At 62.7% G+C, this 17,424-nt stretch carries 16 protein-coding genes; 14 read left to right on the forward strand and 2 right to left on the reverse strand.

Going from position 1 to position 17,424, the window contains the following annotated elements; genetic code table 11:
• Positions 1 to 70 precede the first annotated feature (70 nt).
• The 12 genes from AC0L2Z_RS15705 (at position 71) to AC0L2Z_RS15760 (ending at position 11,750) form a co-directional block, all read left to right on the forward strand.
• A complete protein-coding gene (locus AC0L2Z_RS15705; RefSeq protein ID WP_128300831.1) occupies positions 71 to 871 on the forward strand; it encodes a beta/alpha barrel domain-containing protein in 801 nt (266 codons plus the stop codon).
• Positions 872 to 874: 3 nt separating this feature from the next.
• Positions 875 to 1,825 carry a PfkB family carbohydrate kinase gene (locus AC0L2Z_RS15710; RefSeq protein ID WP_287066549.1) on the forward strand — a complete coding sequence of 317 codons (951 nt, stop codon included), beginning with the start codon at positions 875 to 877 and terminating at the stop codon, positions 1,823 to 1,825.
• Positions 1,826 to 1,914: 89 nt separating this feature from the next.
• Positions 1,915 to 3,060: an ABC transporter ATP-binding protein gene (locus AC0L2Z_RS15715; protein ID WP_473628649.1), complete on the forward strand. Its 1,146-nt coding sequence runs from the start codon at positions 1,915 to 1,917 to the stop codon at positions 3,058 to 3,060.
• Positions 3,061 to 3,177: 117 nt separating this feature from the next.
• Positions 3,178 to 4,422 carry an ABC transporter substrate-binding protein gene (locus tag AC0L2Z_RS15720; RefSeq protein WP_473628651.1) on the forward strand — a complete coding sequence of 415 codons (1,245 nt, stop codon included), beginning with the start codon at positions 3,178 to 3,180 and terminating at the stop codon, positions 4,420 to 4,422.
• A gap of 139 nt (positions 4,423 to 4,561) precedes the next feature.
• Complete coding sequence (locus AC0L2Z_RS15725; protein WP_236368783.1) at positions 4,562 to 5,458, forward strand: carbohydrate ABC transporter permease; 897 nt, start codon at positions 4,562 to 4,564, stop codon at positions 5,456 to 5,458.
• A gap of 5 nt (positions 5,459 to 5,463) precedes the next feature.
• On the forward strand, positions 5,464 to 6,306 hold the full coding sequence (locus tag AC0L2Z_RS15730) for a carbohydrate ABC transporter permease (protein ID WP_023797144.1): 843 nt from the start codon (positions 5,464 to 5,466) through the stop codon (positions 6,304 to 6,306).
• Between the two features lie 191 nt (positions 6,307 to 6,497).
• Positions 6,498 to 7,313, forward strand: coding sequence for a sugar phosphate isomerase/epimerase family protein (locus AC0L2Z_RS15735; RefSeq protein WP_473628653.1), 816 nt, complete (start codon positions 6,498 to 6,500; stop codon positions 7,311 to 7,313).
• Between the two features lie 10 nt (positions 7,314 to 7,323).
• Complete coding sequence (locus AC0L2Z_RS15740; protein WP_473628655.1) at positions 7,324 to 8,400, forward strand: Gfo/Idh/MocA family protein; 1,077 nt, start codon at positions 7,324 to 7,326, stop codon at positions 8,398 to 8,400.
• Positions 8,400 to 9,218 (forward strand): sugar phosphate isomerase/epimerase family protein, encoded by an 819-nt coding sequence (locus AC0L2Z_RS15745; RefSeq protein ID WP_473628656.1) that lies wholly within the window; start codon positions 8,400 to 8,402, stop codon positions 9,216 to 9,218. The genes AC0L2Z_RS15740 and AC0L2Z_RS15745 overlap by 1 nt, the downstream gene beginning before the upstream one ends.
• Entirely contained in the window at positions 9,218 to 10,051 is an 834-nt protein-coding gene (locus AC0L2Z_RS15750) for an alpha/beta fold hydrolase (protein ID WP_473628658.1), read from the forward strand. The genes AC0L2Z_RS15745 and AC0L2Z_RS15750 overlap by 1 nt, the downstream gene beginning before the upstream one ends.
• Complete coding sequence (locus AC0L2Z_RS15755; RefSeq protein WP_473628659.1) at positions 10,048 to 10,770, forward strand: ribulose-phosphate 3-epimerase; 723 nt, start codon at positions 10,048 to 10,050, stop codon at positions 10,768 to 10,770. The genes AC0L2Z_RS15750 and AC0L2Z_RS15755 overlap by 4 nt, the downstream gene beginning before the upstream one ends.
• Positions 10,770 to 11,750 carry an ROK family protein gene (locus tag AC0L2Z_RS15760; protein WP_473628660.1) on the forward strand — a complete coding sequence of 327 codons (981 nt, stop codon included), beginning with the start codon at positions 10,770 to 10,772 and terminating at the stop codon, positions 11,748 to 11,750. The genes AC0L2Z_RS15755 and AC0L2Z_RS15760 overlap by 1 nt, the downstream gene beginning before the upstream one ends.
• Positions 11,751 to 12,022: 272 nt before the next feature.
• Here the strand turns inward: AC0L2Z_RS15760 and AC0L2Z_RS15765 are convergent, their stop codons facing one another.
• Both AC0L2Z_RS15765 and AC0L2Z_RS15770 read right to left on the reverse strand, forming a co-directional pair.
• Positions 12,023 to 12,238: a hypothetical protein gene (locus AC0L2Z_RS15765; protein ID WP_473512073.1), complete on the reverse strand. Its 216-nt coding sequence runs from the start codon at positions 12,236 to 12,238 to the stop codon at positions 12,023 to 12,025.
• Positions 12,239 to 12,386: 148 nt separating this feature from the next.
• Positions 12,387 to 12,923, reverse strand: a complete 537-nt coding sequence (locus AC0L2Z_RS15770; protein WP_473628661.1) for a TetR/AcrR family transcriptional regulator — start codon at positions 12,921 to 12,923, stop codon at positions 12,387 to 12,389.
• 151 nt (positions 12,924 to 13,074) lie between these two features.
• On the opposite strand from AC0L2Z_RS15770, the gene AC0L2Z_RS15775 reads away from it, so the two are divergent.
• Positions 13,075 to 14,337 (forward strand): efflux RND transporter periplasmic adaptor subunit, encoded by a 1,263-nt coding sequence (locus AC0L2Z_RS15775; protein WP_473628663.1) that lies wholly within the window; start codon positions 13,075 to 13,077, stop codon positions 14,335 to 14,337.
• Positions 14,334 to 17,417, forward strand: a complete 3,084-nt coding sequence (locus AC0L2Z_RS15780) for an efflux RND transporter permease subunit (RefSeq protein ID WP_473628665.1) — start codon at positions 14,334 to 14,336, stop codon at positions 17,415 to 17,417. The genes AC0L2Z_RS15775 and AC0L2Z_RS15780 overlap by 4 nt, the downstream gene beginning before the upstream one ends.
• Positions 17,418 to 17,424: the final 7 nt, after the last annotated feature.

A 17,424-nucleotide genomic window follows, 5' to 3' on the forward strand; every position in this document is an offset into this window, starting at 1 on the left:
TATTTCTCATATCTTTCGGAAACACTGGGTCCAGGATTTTGAAATCAAACGATTGGGGAATTTTGCACTCATGAGCCTCGGAACCAAGGTGCGTCTTGCGCGCCTCTTCTCGCATCCATCGGGGAACCTTTTTGGCGGCGCGGTCGACCACTTCGTCGGCTATGGCGACGTGCGCAAAGGCGGCCTTGCCGACCTGCCGGGTGCGCTCGCACGCGTCATGGTGGGCAAACCCGACTACGTCAGCATCCAGCCTGGCACCGCCCGCCATCTATGGCCGCAATATGCGGGCAAAGCTTCCCTGGTGATTCAGGCGGGCTGCTTCACTCCGGACGATCGCATCAGCGAGTTGATCGCAACGCCCGAGGATGCGGTGCGCGCGGGGGCCGATGCGTTGGCCGTGGCCATTCCGGTACGCGGCGCGACCGAGGGCAAATACATACGCTGGCTGACCGATTCGGTAAATGCAGCGGCCCGCTACGGCATGCCTGTGGTGGCGCATATCTACCCTCGCGATTTCACCGACGGAGCAAAAATCGTCTTCACCCCCGACGAGATCGCCTATGCGGCGCGCATCGGCTACGAGTCCGGCGTCGACGTGATCAAGATCGGCTACACGGGCGATTTCGAGTCGTTTCGAGAGACCGTCCGGACCTGCCCGGTGCCGGTTGTGATCGCGGGCGGTCCAAAGACCGATACGCTGCTCGGCGCGCTTCAGCAGACGGCGGACGCCATCCGTGCCGGCGCACGCGGCGCCGTGGTAGGCCGCAATCTCTGGGGGCATGGCGATCCGGAGAAGGCAGCGCTTGCCTTTCGGGGCGTCATCCATGACGGCCTTTCGGCGCAAGACGCCCTGGCGAAGGCGGGTGCCTGAACGATGCCCACCGTCCCCGCGATCCTCGGCTTCGGCGCTATTGCGATCGACGACATCGTCTACGTCGATCAGCCGTTGTCGGCGGGCAAGGGGAAGGTTCTGCAAAGTGCCCGCGCTTTCGGGGGAAATGTTGCGACGGCGCTGGCCGCCGTCGTGCGACTCGGCGGAACCGCCGGGTTCGCCGGATGGCTGGGCAGTGCCGCGGACGACGCCGTGCTGCGCGATCTCGTTGCGAGCGGTGTTGAAACCGCATTCGCGCCGCGCCACCCCGACGCGCGCCCGGTGCGCTCGCGGATCACCGTCGGCTCGGACGGGGAACGGTTCATCGCGTATGACGACGATGCGATGCTGGGCACCGCTCCGGATTTTCCGGACGATATCCTCAGCCGCGCGACCGTCCTGATCGTCGATAGCTACGCGATCCGGTCCCTGGATGTCGTGGCTCGGGCTCGCGATCTCGGCCTTGCGATCCTCGGCGATATCGAATGGAGCAGCGGCCCAGCCACGGAGCGGCTGATCGCGCTCTGCGACCATCTCATTCTTCCACTCGGCTTTGCGCGGACTGCCACGGGGTGCCGATCGCCCGCCGAGATGCTCGATACATTGTGGTTGCCGTCGCGGTCCGCAGTGGTTCTGACCGACGGTGGCAGGGGCGTGTACTATCGTGGGCGTGAAGAGACAGGTCTCTGGCACCTGCCCCCGCACAGGATTGTGGTCGTCGACTCGACCGGTGCGGGTGACTGCTTTCATGGCGCCTATGCCCATGCGTTGACGCGCGGAGCCGGCACCGCAGGCCGGGTGGCATTCGCGGCCGCGGCGGCAGCCCTTTCGATAACGGGCCGTGGCGGGCGCGAGGCGCTTCCGACCGACGACCAGGTTACGGAACTCCTGGCATCGACGAACGCGCCGTCAGCAGTCGAACTGAAAAAAACGCATGTCAATACTGGAACATAGCTAGAAACTATACGATGAAATATTTCGCAGGTGAACATGCTCCGAGGAGGGTTATAAAAATCAGCGGCTTATACTTGCGAGGGAGGAATATGTCAGAAGTCATTCTTGAGAATATCTGCAAAACCTACGGTAACAATTTTCGCGCAATCGACCAATTGAACCTATCGGTCGAGGACGGCGAGTTCTTGATTCTCGTCGGGCCGTCCGGCTGCGGCAAATCCACCGCGTTGCGAATGATCGCGGGATTGGAGGACATCACCAGCGGCAGCCTTCGGATCGGCGGAGTCGACGTCGTCGACATGCCGCCCAAGGACCGCGACATCGCGATGGTCTTCCAAAGCTACGCGCTCTACCCGCATATGACGGTGTTCGAAAACATCGCCTTTTCGATGCGGCTGGCAGGCAAGCCGAAGGCCGAGCGCAAGAAGCGCGTGGACGAGATCGCCAAAACCCTTCAGCTGACGTCTTTGCTGGACAGCAAACCCGCGAACCTTTCAGGCGGACAGCGTCAACGGGTTGCCATGGGCCGCGCCATGGTGCGCGAGCCGGCCGCCTTTCTCATGGACGAACCCCTTTCCAATCTGGACGCGAAACTGCGCGTGCAAATGCGCGCCGAAATCACCAGTCTGCAAAAGCAGCTCGGCGTAACGACCATATACGTGACCCACGATCAAATCGAAGCGATGACGATGGGAGACAGGGTCGCGGTGTTGAAAGGCGGCGTGCTGCAGCAGGTCGATACACCCAAGAGGCTCTATGAATCGCCGGTGAACGCCTTCGTTGCCGGCTTCATCGGCTCTCCTTCGATGAACCTTTTCGAGGCGACCCTGACGGGCGACGAACTGATGTCCGGCACCTTCGCCATCCGGCTGCAGGAGGCAGCCTTCGTGCGCAGGCCGGGCTTGAGGTCGTTTGCGGGGCGCAAGGTCGTGTTCGGCATACGACCGGAGGATCTTTATGACAGCAGCCTCGAATCCGGTCGCAAGTATCAGACGATACCGGCCAAGGTGACCTCGATCGAAGAACTCGGATCCGAACATATTGTCCATCTGAACATCGACGCGGTCCGGGTGGACTCCGGCGATCCGGACGCGGTGGACGATTTTGGCCTGGCATCGAACGCGGTGGCGAGATTCGAGCCGATCAGCGCCGTCCACTCCGGCTCGGAAATCCGGTTGGCCGTGGATGATGCCAAGTTCCATTTCTTCGATCCCGAGACGCATCTGGCGATCTGAAGATCTGCGGCAGACCACAGGCGAGAGCGAGGCGCCTGCGAAACGCAAGAAGGCTTCTGAGTAGAGCAGACGATCGTCCGCATTGTGCGGTCGATCTTAAAGAAGGAGGAGAAAATCATGTTTCGGATACAACCCGCGATGCTGAAAATAGCCGCGGCCGCATGGTTGCTTGGCGCAACCGGCGCCATGGCGGACACGACGCTGGAATTCACCCAATGGTGGGAGCCCGAATTGCCGGCCGGCTCGCTCAGGGCAATCATGGATGACTTCGAGGCTGCAAACCCCGGAATCAAGGTGACGCTGGTCAGCGGCCCCTATGCGACCACGCGAGACCAGATCTCGGTTGGTGCTGCAACTGGAACGCTTAGCGACGTCGTCGGTCTCGACGGCGCCTGGGTGAACAATCTGAACGCGCAGAATGCGCTGGCCGACATGAACCCGATGATGGATGCGAGCGAGTTCGACAAGACCCAGGTCGCGGATATCATCAAGGTGGACGGCAAGGCGGTGATGTTTCCCGTGGCTTCGTTCGTCTATCCGGTCTTCGTGAACATGGATCTCGCCGCCCAGGCAGGCGTGACCAAGCTGCCGTCGACCCGCGCGGAGTTTCTCGAAGCCGCCAAGAAGATGACCCATGCCGACAAGAACCAGTATGGCTGGGTGCTGCCCTTGTCGCTGCAAACGCCGTCCGGTGTCCAGAACGACCTGATGTCGTGGGTCTGGGCCTCGGGTCAATCGATGATGGCTGACGGCAAGCCGGCTCTCGAGGGCAAGCCGATCGTCGATATGCTCACTTTCGTCAAATCGCTGAACGACGCCGGCGTCATTTCGCCCGGCATTGCCACCAAGACCGAGCAGGAAAAGGTCGAGGAATTCGTGAACGATCGGGTCGGAATGATGATCGACTCGCTCGCGCATGTGAACCTCATTCGCAAACGCAATCCCAAGCTGAACTTCGACCTCATCCCCGTCCCGGTCGTGGAGAATTACAACGGCAAGCGCGGCCTTCCCTACGCCTCCTGGGGCATCGGCATCTCTGCGGCCTCAAAACATCAGGAGGAAGCCTGGAAGCTCGTCCAATATCTGATGAGTGAAAAGGTGAACGCCAAGCTCGTGACGCTTGCAAACGCTTTCCCGGGCAACGTCAATGCCAAGCCCGATTTCGTGACCTCGGACAAGGCTTTCGCCAAGGCTTTCGAAATCTTCAAGACCGGCTATCTCGCCAACGAGTTCACGGGTCTGCCGGTGGCTGAAGACCTCATGACGCAGTTCGACGTGGAAGCCCAGAAGATGCTCGCCGGCGAGCAGTCTCCGGAAGAAGCCGCAGCCAACGCTCAAAAGGGTTGGATGGCGAAATTCTGAGCGACCTGTTCCCCGTTGCTATCTTCCACCGGGTAGCCTGACTTAGGGCAGGCCACCCGTCAACAACGGATCGGCAATTTGAGATGGACCTCTTTCCGAAGCGCACCTTCCTCTTGAAGGCACATCCCAAGGGTGGCACATGACTCGGCAGAAGCGCTCCCACCATCGACTGAAACGAGCGGTCGCACCCTATCTCTATCTGTCACCCTCGCTCCTCATCATCGGCCTTCTGATGCTACTGCCGATGGTGACGGTGATTGGCTATTCGTTCCAGAACAGCGCAGTGCTGCGTCGGGACCCATCCTTTGCCGGACTGAAACACTACCACGCGATCTTTGCCGATCCGGTGTTCTGGGCCTCGCTGTGGCACACGCTCTACTTCACCTGCATGAGTGTCATCTTCCATATGACCATCGGCATGATCTTCGCACTCATGCTGAACAGCGACCGCATCAATCCGACGCTGCGCAACATTCTGCGCGTGCTCTACATACTGCCTTGGCTGTTCACCGCGGTGATTATCGCCGTGATCTGGCGCCTCCTGCTCGAGCCGAACGGTGTCGTGAACAGCGTTCTCATGCAGATGGGCATCATCGGTTCCAAGGTCGAGTGGTTTTCCTCGACGGCGACCGCGCTGCACGCCGTCACCTTCGCCAATATCTGGGCGGGCTACCCGCTTTTCATGGTCAGCTTGCTCGCAGGCTTGCAGGGCATTCCCAAGGATTTCTACGAGGCCGCCGATATCGACGGGGCGAAGGCCTACCAGAAGCTGATCTTCATCACCATCCCGCAGCTGATGCCGATCATCATCAGCATCTCGCTGCTCGACTTCATCTGGACCATGCAGGTCTTTCCATTGATCTGGATAACGACGGGCGGCGGTCCGATCTACTCGACCGAGGTCCTCAGCACCTACACGTACAAGCTGGCGTTTTCGAGCTACAACCTGTCGCAGGCGTCGGCGAGCGCCGTGGTCATCCTGCTGATCTCTCTCGGCCTGACGCTGTTCTACATCCGCTATCAAAAGGCTCGGTAGTCACCATGAGGAAAAGGCACACACCGAAAGACAGACTGATCACCGTCGCGCTCCATGTCGCGCTTGCCGCAGGGCTCTTTTTCGCGGCCTTCCCGATCTACTGGATGCTGAGCAGTTCGTTCAAGTCGAATACCGAAATCTTTGCCCTGCCACCAACCGTCCTGCCGAAGGCCTTCACGCTGGAAGCGTATGCGGCCATCCTTGGCGACCCGGTAAAGCTGCGCTTCTTCTTCAACAGCTACTTCGTGGCCGGAGCGGTGACCGTGCTGACGGTCCTGATCGCCTTGCTGGCGGCTTATGGGTTCAGCCGTTTCAATTTCCGCGGAAAGGGCAGCCTCAACACACTCATCATCAGCACGCAGACGATTCCGCCGATCACGCTTTTGATCCCCTTCTTCGGGCTTGTCGTCTCGTATGGCATCTTCGACACCTACGTCGCACTGATCCTGACTTACCTGGTGTTTACGCTGCCCTACGCGATCCTGCTGATGACGGGATATCTGAACACCTTGCCCCGCGATCTCGATGAAGCGGTGGCTGTCGACGGCGGCACCAGCTGGACCGCACTCTGGCGGGTGATCGTCCCGATTTCACTGCCTGGTATCGTGGCGACGTCGGTCTACACCTTCCTGTTGTGCTGGAACGAATTTCTCTTTGCGCTGACGCTGACGAAGTCAACGTCCATGCGCACCGTCCCGATCGGCATCCAACTTTTGATGGGGCAGCACGCCTTCGAATGGAACCAGATGATGGCGATGAGCGTGCTGGGCTCGCTACCGCTCTTGCTCATCTACCTCGTTGCCCAGAGGTTCTTCCTCGCCGGCATGACCGCGGGCTCGGTCAAGTAGGATGTCCCTCCCACGGAGAACCGATGGGGAAGGCCGCGCGTCGAAATCGATGGATTGGACCTTCTCTGCTGGCAGGCGATATCGCCGCGTCCTCGGGCGTCTTCATAGCGCCGCTGAATCGTGCTCGTGCTGTTCGTCCAGCGCCACATCAACAAAGTGCTGACGCAGGGCGGCATCATAGGAATGAAAGCATGAAAGACCTGAAAGTCGGTTGCCAGACCTTCACCTGGGAAATGCTCGGAGACCGGTTTGCCGGTGGTCCCGACGATCTGCTCAAGGCGATCGCCGATGGCGGTTATGCCGGCATCGAGATCACCGACACGATGATCGGCCGCTATGCCGACAGGCCGGCGGAATTGGCCGCGGCGCTGAGATCGGCCGGCCTCACCCTTGTTTCTTTCGCCTTCGGCTCGAAGAGCGGCTTTACGCTGAAGGAGAGCATCGGCGCCGACCTTGAGACAGCGAAACGCTGGATCGATTTTGCCGCTGCCTTTCCAGGCGCGCTGGTCTCGATGGGCTCGGCCACCGTCGTGTCCGACGGCCCGCGCGACGACAAGTTCCCTATTGCTGCCGAGTTCTACAACAAGGCCGGCGAATTTGGACGCAAGGCGGGCGTCGAAATCGCTGTCCATCCCAGCTCCCACCACAACACGCTGCTGTTCGACCGTGCCGACTACGACCGGATCTTCGCACTGATCGATCCCGCGCTTGTCGGCTGGGTGCCCGACACCGGACACATCTTGCGCGGCCATCAAGACATGATCGATACGCTCACCACCTACCGCGACCGCATCCGCTACGTGCATCTGAAAGACGTCGACGCCAGCGGCACCTGGGCCATGCTCGGCAAGGGCGTCTGCGACACCCAAGTGGTGATCGATATCGCCAGCGCCGCACCTCGTTTCAACGGCTGGCTGGTGCTGGAAGAGGAATCCGAGACCGCCGCCGGCGATCCGGCCGCCGCGGTCAAGACCAACCGCCAGACGATGCGCGGCTACGGCGCGTGAGGAAGAGACCATGATCCGGAAGCAAGACCGTCGCCTTCGTGTCGGCGTGCTCGGCTGCGGGCCGATCGCCCAATTCGCGCATCTCGAATCCTGCGTGAAGGCCGGCAACGCCGATCTCTATGCGATCTGCGATGCCGCCCCCGATCTTCTGGCGCGCATGGCCGCGACCTATGAACCCGAAAAAATCTATGGCGATTACGATGAGATGCTCGCCGACCCGCAACTGGAAGCGGTGATCGTGGCGACCTCCGACGCCTATCACGTGCCGATGTCGATCAAGGCGCTCGAGGCCGGCAAGCACGTGCTGTGTGAAAAGCCGATCGGCGTCTCGGTCGAGGAAGGCGAGATGCTCGCTGATGCGGTCCGGCGCTCCGGCAAGGTGCTGCAGGTCGGCCACATGAAGCGCTTCGACCCGGCACTGGAAGCGGCGCGCGATTTCGTCCGCGACGAGATCGGCGAGATCCTGGCGCTAAAAGCCTGGTATTGCGATTCCACGCACCGCTACACCAACACCGACGCGGTCCAGCCGCTGCCGGTCACCAGCAAGCTGGCGCGCAAGCCGGGCGGCAATCCGAAGGCCGATCTCAGGCAGTATTTCATGCTCGCGCACGGCTCGCACCTCATCGACACCGCGCGCTTCCTGTGCGGCGAGATCGTTGCCGTGCGTGCCCGGCTCAACGAGCGTTTCGGCGCCTATTGCTGGTTCGTCGAAACCGAATTCGCCAATGGCGCGCTCGGCCACCTTGACCTCACCGTGGCTGTCCGCATGGACTGGCACGAGGGTTTTCAGCTCTATGGCGAAAACGGCTCGGTGATCGCGAAGACCTTCAATCCCTGGTATTTCCGGGCGAGTGAGGTCGATATCTTTCACGAGAAGGATGCAACGTCGCGAAAGCCGCTCGGCGCCGACGGGCATTTCTTCAGGCGCCAGCTCGAAGGCCTCGCCGAGACAATCCTTGACGGCAAGCCGATGCGCGGCGCCAACGTCGAGGACGGCCTTGCCTCGATCCGCGCCATGGTGGCGATCGCCCGTTCGGTCGAAACCGGTGATCGCGTCGAGATCGCCTCCGTAACGGGAGCGGTCTGATGCAGATCGGGGTGTTCGCCAAGACCTTCCCGGGCAGCGAGCCGGCTGGCGTGCTGGCAGCGGTCCGCGACTCGGGATTTGCCGTCACCCAGTTCAACCTTGCCTGCGCCGGGCTGCCGTCGATGCCGGAGGCGGTGCAAAAAGACGCCATTGATGCCATCGCGGACGCATCGAAGGCTTGCGGTGTCGCCCTGGCAGCGCTCTCGGGCACCTACAACATGGCCCATCCCGACAGGAATTTGCGCGACGACGGCTTGCGCCGGCTTGGCGTGGTCATCAAGACCGCGGCAGAGCTTTCCGTTCCGCTGGTCACCTTGTGCACGGGAACACGCAACGCCGACGATCAGTGGGCATACCATCCCGACAATAGCGAGCCCTCGGCATGGGAAGACATGGCGGGCGAGATGGAAAAGGCGTTGCAGCTCGCGGAGCGTCACGGTGTCGATCTCGGCATCGAGCCCGAAGAGGCCAACATCGTCACCTCGGCGTCGGACGCGATGCGCCTGATCGCCGAGATGGGCTCGACACGGCTGCGCATCGTGCTCGATCCGGCCAACCTGTTCGAGCAGGCGAGCCCCGAGGAAGCACGCGCCATCGTCGCCGCCGCCGTCGAACGCACAGCGGGCCACGTCGCCATGGCCCATGCCAAGGACCGTTTCGCTGACGGCCGCTTCACGACGGCCGGCCGGGGTGTCGTCGACTTTGCGGATTTCGTCGCCAGGCTGAAAGCATCGGGCTTTGATGGGCCGCTGGTCACGCATGGCCTCTCGGCCGAAGAGGCACCCAGCGTTGCCCGCTTCCTCAAAGGGCTGGTGTGATGGCGCGCCTGGCCACGCTGCTTCGCGATGACGCCACGCTTCGGATTTCCGATAGTGGCGACGGCATTGCGGTCATCTTTCAGCATGGGCTGGGCGGTGGCGACGCGCAGGTCGCCCAGGCCTTCCCTTCCGGGCCGGGCTTGCGGCGCATCACGCTGGAATGCCGCGGGCACGGCGCCTCCGGACTGGGCAGCCGCCGGCCGTTCTCCCTGGAGATGTTCGCGGACGATGTTGTTGCCGCCGCCGATCAGGCCGGTCTCGATCGTTTCGTCGCCGGCGGCATTTCGATGGGCGCGGCGATCGCCATGCGCCTGGCCTGCTGTCATCCGGACCGCGTCGCGGGTCTTCTCCTGGTGCGGCCGGCCTGGATTTTCGACGACGCGCCGGTGAACCTGCGGCCGATCGCCGAGGTTGCCAGGCTCATCCTGGACCACGGCCCCGACAAGGCGAGGGCGATCTTCGCGCAATCGGAAACCGCCGCGCGCCTGCGGCGTGAAGCACCCGACAATTTTGCCTCGCTGATCGGCTATTTCGACCGGCCGGACGCGGCGCCATTCGCGCAGGTCCTCGCCGACATTGCCGCCGACGGCCCGGGCGTTTCGGCGCGTGACGCCGCCGTGCTTGGCATTCCGACCTTGGTCATCGGCAATGCGATGGATGCGGTGCATCCGCTCTCGGCCGCCCATATGCTCGCCGCAGCCATTCCCGGCGCGACCTTTGCCGAAATCCATCCCAAGGCGCTCGACAGCGTCAGGCATTTCGCCGAACTGCGGGCTGAGATCACGACTTTCCTTCAGACCTACTCGAACTTCCGGAGCCTCGTTCCGTCATGACGACCAAATCCTTGTCCGGTCCCGACGCCATCGCCGCCCTGCCGCGCAGCCGGCTGCTCGGCGAATTTTCCTTGTGGTCGGCCGATCTTGCCAATATGGAGCGCGACCTGAAGCGCATAGAACCCCATGTCGACCTCCACCACATCGACGTCGCAGACGCCCGCTTCACCCCCGGCTTCCTGTTCTTCCCGGACCTGGTGGCGCGGATCGCCAGGCTGACGGCAAGGCCTATCCATGTGCACCTGATGGTCGAAGCCGAGATCGTCGAGGAGCAGACGCGTCAGTTCATCGAGGCCGGTGCCGACCTGGTCAGTGTCCACGCCGAAAACGGCGAAGCCGGCCTGCGCGCCGTGCGGCTGGCGCATGCGCTCGGATCCGAGGCCGGCGTGGTGCTCAGGCTGGAAACGCCGGTGGCCGCGGTCACGCCTTTCCTGTCGCAAGTGGCGTTTGTGACGCTTCTCGGCACATCCATCGGCGTCAAGGGCCAGAGCCTTTCCGAGCAGGCCTGCCCACGTTTGATCGAAGCGCGCGCACTGATGAGAAAAGCCGGTCGCGAGACCGACATCATCCTGGCTGCCGACGGCGGCATCCGCCACGAGACGGTGCCGCGCCTGCGCGCCTCTGGCGCCGAGACGGTGGTGCTCGGATCGCTGGCGTTCGGCGACCCCGACCTCGCGCAGCGCATTCGCTGGCTGCATGGGCTGAAGGTCGCCGCCTGATGACAAGACTGGCCCTCGCCTTCGATCTCGGCGGAACGGAGCTGCGCGGCGCGCTGGTCGAGAGCGACGGCGGCGTTGTCGCGCAGGTCTCGGCGCCGACGATGGCGATCGCGGGATCGGATGCGGTGATCGGCCAGATCATCGCATTGGCCGGAGCTCTTCTGACACAGCGCCCGAAGGCGGATGTCGTCGGCATCGGCATCGGCGCGCCGGGACCGCTCGATCCCAAGGCCGGTATCGTGATCGCGCCGCCGACGCTGGCCGGCTGGCACGACGTGCCGTTGATCGACATTCTTGGCAAGCATTTCGGCCTGCCGGTGCGGCTGGAAAACGACGCTAACGCGGCCGCTCTTGGCGAATGGCGCTTCGGCGCCGGCCAAGGTACCGGATCCCTCGTGTTCGTCACCGTATCGACCGGCATTGGTGGCGGCGTCGTCGCCGACGGCCACATCTATCACGGCCGGCGCGGGCTTGCCGCCGAGATCGGCCACATGACCATCACCGGCGAGGGCGACCGCTGCTTCTGCGGCGCCGTCGGCTGTTTCGAGGCGGTCGCCTCCGGTACCGCGCTCGGGCGGCGTGCCACGGCGCTGACCGCGCCGGGCGACGGCTCCCTGCTTAGGCGCCTTTCGGCTGACGGCGACGTTTCGGCCAGGCAGGTCGTCGAAGCCGCACGTGCCGGCGATATCAGCGCGCTCGAATTGATCGAGGCTGAGGCGAAGTGGCTCGGCATCGGCTTCACCAATCTGCTTCACCTCTATTCGCCGGATCTGATCGTCATGGGCGGTGGCCTCGCCAACGGTTTCGACCTGTTGGCTCCGACCATCAGGGCAACCGTCGAGCAGCGGGCGATGCCGGCCTACAGGGATGTGCCGATCGTGCCGGCGCAGCTTGGCGACCGCGCAGGACTGATCGGCGCGGCCAGCCTGATCCTGTGGGAAGGCGAACCGGGCGCGCCATTGGCGATGGCGACCTGCTGATCGATGGCGTTCGCGCCAACGACAGATGCCGGCGGGACAGCGCCCCTCTCTGTCCTGCCGGACATCTCCCCCACTTGGGGGGAGATTGGCTGTCGTCGCCGCTTTCGCCAATCGCCAACGTTGAAGAAAGGGCGTTGTCGGTGAAGCTGCCAATCTCCCCCCGTGTGGGGGAGATGTCCGGCAGGACAGAGGGGGGCGCCAAGGATCGCTACAGTCTTCATTCTGCGCCGCTGCATCGCCCGACTGCGCTGGCGGGCGCCGCAGCCGGCCGCCTACTTCCCGCAATGGTGATCGTTGATCTTGTTCAAGGCATTCGCGTCGGGTCCGACCCTGTGGTAGGAGCAGGCTCCTGCGGCTGTCGTGAACAACTGCCGATCATAGTAGCGCGGGCCGCCGAACAGAATGTCGATGATGTTGCCTTCGGCGGGGACGTAGCGATCACGGTCAGGCCGATCATCGCGATCTCCAGCCAAGGCCGCGGCAGACATGCTGCACCCCATTGCGAAAACGAGAGCGCGGATCGCAAAACGTTTTGTTGTCATCGGGGAATGCCTTTCTGGCCGTTCGGCTTCTCACCATACATCCAAAATCGCGAGGCGGACAAAGGTTCCCTGAACGGCACTCCTGCGCGGCAATCTATCCCGCAATCTCCAACAAGGACGATATCAGCAACCGGCGTTCGTCGACCGAAAGAACATCCGAATCGAAGAGATTCATGCTGCGAAGTCCTTCGATGGCGAGGTAGCAGACCAGCAGCGCCTTGAGGTCCGGCGTTTCTCCCTTGAGCCGTTCGAAAACCTGCCGCCTGAACGCTTTTATCGGCGTCAGGAAATCGGGATCCTCGGCGATCGCCGAAAATATCCAGGACGCCGACGGTTTCGATGCCGCGGCATGTTCGGCCGAAAGCTTGATGTAGGTCGCAAGCGGGCTCTCTCCGCTGACGCCGGCAGTGCGGGCGGCGTCCAGCGCCTGCTCGAAGGCGCGCAGATAATCCTCAACCAGCGCCTGCATCAGTTTCGCCTTGGTCGGGAAATTGTACAGCAAGCCGCCTTTCGACACCCCGGCCCGGCTGGCGACGGCGTCCAGCGACAGGCTGCCCGGCCCTGTCTCACGTGCCACATCAGCGGCGGCGGCGAGAATTTTATCACGCGAATTTGCTCTGCGGGCTTTCATCAATCGTTCCCCCATACATTAGCCTACGCGGAATTGACAAGACCGTCCAGACGGTACAGTAAGGTCGCCGTCATTTGATATCGGGACCAGTCACAGCTATGTGTTTGGGTCATCCGACTGTTGTGCCGGGCCATGGCCAAGGGGACTGTTCGTGATCAAGCGTTTCATCATCGCCTCCATTCTGCTCGTGCTGGTCTGCGGCGGCATCGTCGGCTTCAACTTGTTCCGCGACAATGCAATGCAGGAATTCTTCGCCACGATGAAGCCGCCGGCGGCGACCGTGTCGACGATGATCGTCAAGCCGACGGGGTGGACGCCGGGCGTCGAGGCGATCGGCACTGTCAGTGCGGTCCGCGGCGTCGACCTGACCGTCGAGACCGCCGGCATCGTCAAGGACATCCTGTTTCAGGCCAATCAGAAGGTTGAAGCCAACGCGGGTCTCCTTCAGCTCGACGATGCCGCAGAGCGCGCCGATCTCGATGCGACGAAGGCGCAAGCAGCGCTCGACCAGACGGCGTTGACACGCGCCCTTGAATTGCAGAAACGCGATGTCGGCTCGGAATCGACGCTCGATTCAGCGCGGGCAGCCGCATTGGCTTCCGCTTCGCGGGTCAACAGGCTGCAGGCGGTGCTCGAGCAGAAGCTGCTGACAGCGCCCTTCAGCGGCACCATTGGTATCCCCAGGATCGATCTCGGCCAGTATCTCTCACCCGGCACTTCCGTAGCGACCCTGCAGGATCTGGAGACGATGCGAGCCGATTTCTCGGTTCCCGAACAGCAGCTTCCGCTGCTGAAGATCGGCCAGACGCTGCGGCTGGGCATTGGCGACGGCGAGCTTCCGTTCGCCGGCACCATCCGCGGTATCGACCCGAAGATCAATCCGACCAGCCGGATGGTGACGGTCAGGGCCGAGGTCGCCAACCCCGAAGGCAAGCTGACACCTGGCCAGTTCGTGCAGGTGCGCGTCGAACTGCCCGAGGAAAACAACGTGCTAACGGTGCCGCAGACCGCGCTGACCTCCAGCCTCTACGGTGATTTCGTCTTCGTGGTGCGTCCGGCAAAGCCCGCCGCCGACGGTGGCGCCGCCCCTGCTGCTGCGGCGAAGCCGGAAGAAAAGCCGGCCACGGATGCCAAGCCCGCGGCTGAAGCGCCCGCGGCAAAACCCGAGGAAAAACCCACTGCTGCGCCGGCCGAGCCGACGGCACAAGAGCAGAAGCCGCAGCTCGTGCTTGCCCAGGTGTTCGTCAAGCCGGGCCGTCGCAATGACGGCCTGGTTGAGATCCTGGAGGGCCTTGCGCCCGGCGACGAAGTCGTTACCGCCGGCCAGAACCGCCTTTCCGCCGGCATGTCCGTTGCCGTCGACAACACCATCGACCCGACCAAGCCGGCAAACCAGCAGGCAGCCCAGAAATGAGCTTCTCCGACATCTTCATTCGCCGTCCGGTCCTTTCGACCGTGCTCGCCTTGATGATTCTGCTTCTGGGTTTCCAAGGCATCTTCAGCCTCTCGATCCGGCAGTATCCGGAGGTCGAAGAGACGGCCATCACGATCACCACGGCCTATCCCGGCGCCAGCGCCGACCTGATCCAGGGGTTCATTTCTGCGCCGATCGCCCGTGCCGTCGCTTCGACCGAAAACATCGATTACGTCACGTCGGCGAGCCGGCCGTCCTCAAGCACCGTGACGGTGCAGATGAAACTCGGCTCCAACCCCGATGTCGCGCTGAACGAAGTCCTGTCGAAGGTACAAAGCGTGCGCGGCGACCTGCCGGACGAGTCCGAAGACCCGGTGATCGTCAAGGGCACCGGCGAGCAGTTCGCGATGATGTATATCTCGATGCAGAATCCGAACATGACGCCGGAACAACTCACCGAATATATCGAGCGCGTCGTTCGGCCGCGCATGTCGACGGTCGAGGGTGTCGCCGACGTGCAGATCTTCGGGGCCGCCGAATATTCGATGCGCGTGTGGATCGACCCGATCAAACTGGCGGCGCGCGGCGTGACGGCGTCGGACGTGCTGACCGCCATCAACGCATCGAATTTCCTGTCGGCACCCGGCAATACCGAAAACGAATACGTCGCATCCTCGATCACCGTCCGCTCGACGCTGCAGACGCCGGAGGCTTTCGCCGCTCTTCCGCTTCGTTCGACGGACGGCAATGTGGTGAGGCTGCGCGACGTGGCGCGCGTCGAGCTCGCCGCGGCGAACACCGACACCAGGGTGACTTTCAATGGCAAGCCCGGCATCTTTCTCGCCATCTTCCCGACGCCGGCCGCCAATCCGCTGACGACGGCGGAGGCGATCCACGAAATCGTGCCGACCATCCAGGAGACACTGCCGCAAGGCATGACGATCGAGATCGTCTACGATTCGACCGAGCAGATCAGCGCCTCGATCGAGGAGGTGTTCAAAACCATCGGCGAAGCGGTCGCCATCGTCATCGTCGTCATCCTGCTCTTCCTCGGCTCGTTCCGCTCGGTGCTGATGCCGATCGTGACCATTCCGCTGTCGCTGATCGGCGTCTGCTTCCTGTTGTTTACGCTGGGCTATTCGATCAACCTTTTGTCGTTGCTGGCCATGGTGCTGGCGATCGGCCTCGTCGTCGACGATGCCATCGTGGTGGTGGAAAACATTCACCGCCACATGGAGGAAGACGGTTTGTCGCCGATGCAGGCGGCCTTCAACGGCATGCGCGAGATCTCGTCCGCCGTCATCGCCATGACGATAACGCTGGCCGCCGTGTTCGCGCCGCTGGCCTTCACCGGCGGCCTGACCGGCGCACTGTTTCGCGAATTCGCGGTGACGCTTGCCGGCTCGGTGGTGCTTTCGGGTGTCGTCGCCCTCACCGTCACGCCGATGATGTCGGCACGCATCCTGCGAGCCGGCTCGCACAGCCGCTTCCAGCGCATTGTCGACAACACATTCAGGCGCGTCGAAAACGTTTATGAGCGGCTGGTCAGCGGCTCGCTGAAATATCGTCCGGTGACGCTGATGATCGTCATCGCACTGGTCGCCACGACCGGCTTCATGTTCACCAAGACCGCCGGCGAACTGGCGCCGGAAGAGGACCAGGGCTTCTTGCTGTCTCTTGTGAATGCGCCGCGTTATGCCACGTCGGACTACACCGAGACCTATGTGAACCAGATTCTCGGACTGATGAATGATATCCCCGAAACCAGGGCGCGGTTCTCCGCCGTCGCCTTCCAGGGCCCGACGAACAGCGCCTTCGTCGGCTTCGCATTCAAGGACTGGGCCGAGCGCGAGCGCAGCTCGAAGGAGCTTCAGGAAGACATCACGGGTCGCCTCAGCAAGGTGGCGGGCGTCGAGGCTTTCGTCTTCGCCCCACCGACGCTGCCCGGCTCCGGCGGCGGCCTGCCGGTCACCATGGTGGTGCGCTCGACCGGCGATGCCTCGCAGGTGTTCGAGGCGGCCGAGGACATAAAGAACAAGGCGCAGGCCTCCGGTCGATTCCTCGCAGTGCAGAATTCGATGTCCTTTGACGCACCGCAAGTGACGGTGACGATCGACCGCGACCGCGCCGCGGCGCTCAACCTGCCGATCGCCGACATCGGCCGGACGCTGACCCTTTTGGTCGGCGGCGCCGAAGTGGCGCAGTTCGACCGCGAATCCAACAGCTACGACATCATCCCGCAGGTGCCGCAGAACTTCCGCGACAACCCTGAAAAGCTGGCCGAGTATTTCGTCCGCAGCGCGTCGGGCGAGATGGTGCCGCTCTCGGCAGTGGTGAAGATCTCGACGAACGCCTCGCCGGCCGTGATCGAGCAGTTCAACCAATTGAACTCCGCCACGATTTCCGCTCTGCCATTGCCCACCCTCACCACCGGTGACGGGCTGAGGACCATCGAGGACATTGCCCGGGAAAGCCTGCCCGACACGTTCTTCATCGACTATACCGGCCAGTCGCGTCAGGAGAAGGAGCAGGGCTACACGATCATCATCGCCTTCGCGGCAGCTGTTCTTGTGATCTATCTGGTGCTGGCGGCGCAGTTCGAAAGCTTCCGCGATCCGTTGATCATCATGATGTCGGTGCCGCTGTCGATCTTCGGCGCAATCGTGCCGCTCAATCTGGGGCTGGGGACGCTCAACATCTACACGCAGGTTGGGCTGATCACGCTGATCGGCCTGATCACCAAGCACGGCATTCTTCTGGTCGAATTCGCCAACCAGCAGCGCGAGCTCCACGGGATGCGGCGGCGCGATGCGATCGTCGCCTCGGCCAGGGTGCGGCTAAGACCGATCCTGATGACGACGGCGGCGATGGCGCTCGGCGTGGTGCCGCTGATCATTTCCAGCGGCGCTGGCGCCGCAGCGCGCTATTCGATGGGCCTGGTGATCTTCACCGGCATTCTGGTGGGAACCATGTTCACCCTGTTCGTGGTGCCGATGTTCTACACCTTCATCGCCAGCAAGGACCTGCCGCATCACGCCGAGAAGCCGGACCCGAAGCTGATGCCGGTGCCGGTTGATTGATTGACAA

The sequence above is a fragment of the Mesorhizobium sp. WSM4850 genome (assembly GCF_055811735.1).